The organism is Streptomyces sp. SID5785 (assembly GCF_009870065.1).
Taxonomy (GTDB): domain Bacteria; phylum Actinomycetota; class Actinomycetes; order Streptomycetales; family Streptomycetaceae; genus Streptomyces.
On sequence record NZ_WWIA01000151.1, the window covers coordinates 1 to 1,874 of the forward strand.

General features: G+C 75.1%; 1 protein-coding gene and 1 pseudogene. Both read right to left on the reverse strand.

Annotation, left to right across the window (positions count from 1 at the left end):
* Positions 1 to 835: pseudogene (locus GTW43_RS04765) on the reverse strand (alpha-mannosidase); the annotation flags it as partial.
* A 98-nt stretch (positions 836 to 933) separates the two neighbouring features.
* The coding region (locus GTW43_RS04770) for a Gfo/Idh/MocA family oxidoreductase (protein ID WP_161300358.1) at positions 934 to 1,874 on the reverse strand (941 nt) is incomplete at its 5' end.

Genomic DNA, 1,874 nt, shown 5'->3' on the forward strand with positions numbered 1-1,874 from the left:
CCTTGCGGACCGTCTCGCGCAGCGGCCACAGCCACGCGGAGTCGATGTGGGCGTGGCCGACGGCGCTGATGCGATGCGCGGCGGGGGCGGCCGACGCGGCCAGCACGTCGGCAAGGGCGTCGCGTGCGGCCTGCGCGGTGCCGTTCACGTCCTGGAGGTCGACGGCGTCCAGCGCGCTGCTCACGGCCCGCAGGATCTCCCAGCGCCGGGCGCCGTCCACCGGCAACTCCGCCATCAGCTCACCGAGGACCTCCAGGTCCATGACCAGGTTCCACACGGTCTCGTCGAACACCGCGAGCACCATGTCGCCGAGGACGTACCGCGGCGCGTCACCCGCGGTCGACCTGTCACCGAGGCGGGTGGGCCGGAAGGGCACGCCGTCCGCCTCGAGATCGGGGTTGGACGCGGCCTCGATGCGCCAGTGGACCCGCTCCCCGCCGGCCGCCGGTGCGCCGACGGGAACGTGGTTGTTGCGCGGGTGCAGACCCTTGACGGGGGTGCCGTCGGGCTCGTGGACCAGCCCCTCGCACTGGAAGCCGGGCGTGCGCGGTGTGAAGCCCAGGTCGAGCACGGCCTCCACCGTCCGTCCCGCCCACTCGGCCGGTACCGTTCCGCTGACGTCGAACCAGCTGGTGCCCCAGGGAGCACCCCACGCCGTGCCGGGGGTGATCCGGCGCGTGGGGGCGGCGAGCCCTTCGGCGACGGGGACGGGCTCGCCGGTGGTGGACCAGATCTCCACGGTCAGCGGGGTGGTGACGGGGTGGACGGCGGGCCGCAGGCGCTCGTCGAGGACGCGCTTCAGGCGGGCTTCGACCAGCTTCCGGTCGTCGTGCATCTCAGGCCTGTCTTTCGGATCTTGCCGGCGCGCGGGTACGCGCGCCGAGCGGGTCGGGGATGCGGTGCGGGAGCGCCGCGGGCGCGCCGCGGAACGGATCAGAGAGGCACCGGGTCGGGCCGTTCGCAGGTGCTGTCGACGCCCAGGGCGCGCCCCTGGTCCGCCGCGTCCATGAGCGTCAGCATCACGTCCAGGACGTGTGCGGCGAGTTCGGCGGAGGCACGGTGCGGGCGGTCCTCGCGCAGTGCCGCGGCCAGGTCGCCGAGTCCGACGCCGCGGCCTGCGTCGCGGTGTCCCGCCGAGACGGGGAGGGGCACCCAGCGGTCGCCGCGGTGGATCTCCACCGGCCCGTCGAAGGCGTTGGGGTCCGGGACCGACAGCGAGGCGTCCGTGCCGTGCACCTCGATCCGCGGGAGACGCGCGGCCCGTACGTCGAAACTCATGATCAGTGTGGACAGGGCGCCGCCCGCGTGTTCCAGGACCCCGGTGATGTGGGTGTCGGTGTCGACGGGGAAGACGTGGCCGGCGCGCGGGCCGCTGCCGACGGTCCGCACGGTGCGCGGCCGGGAGGACGCGCCGGTCACCCTGACGACCGGCCCGAGCAGATGGACCAGGGCCGACAGGTAGTAGGGGCCCATGTCGAGGAGCGGGCCGCCGCCCGGGCGGTAGTAGAACTCCGGGTCGGGGTGCCATGCCTCGTGCCCGGCCGTCGTCATGAAGGCGGTGGCCGCCACCGGGCGGCCGATCAGCCCGTCGTCGACCGCCTTGCGGGCGGTCTGCGTCCCGGTGCCGAGCACCGTGTCGGGGGCGCAGCCGACACGCAGGCCCGCAGCGCGGGCCGCCGCGAGCACGGCGGCGGCCTGATCGAGCCCGGCCGCGAGCGGCTTCTCGCCGTACACGTGCTTGCCCGCGGCGAGCGCGGTGAGGGCGACCTCCGCGTGGACGGCAGGGACGGTCAGGTTGAGCACGGCGTCCACGTCGTCGCGGGAGACCAGCTCGGCCACGTCGGCCGCCACGGCGACCGGGCCCGCGTACCGCC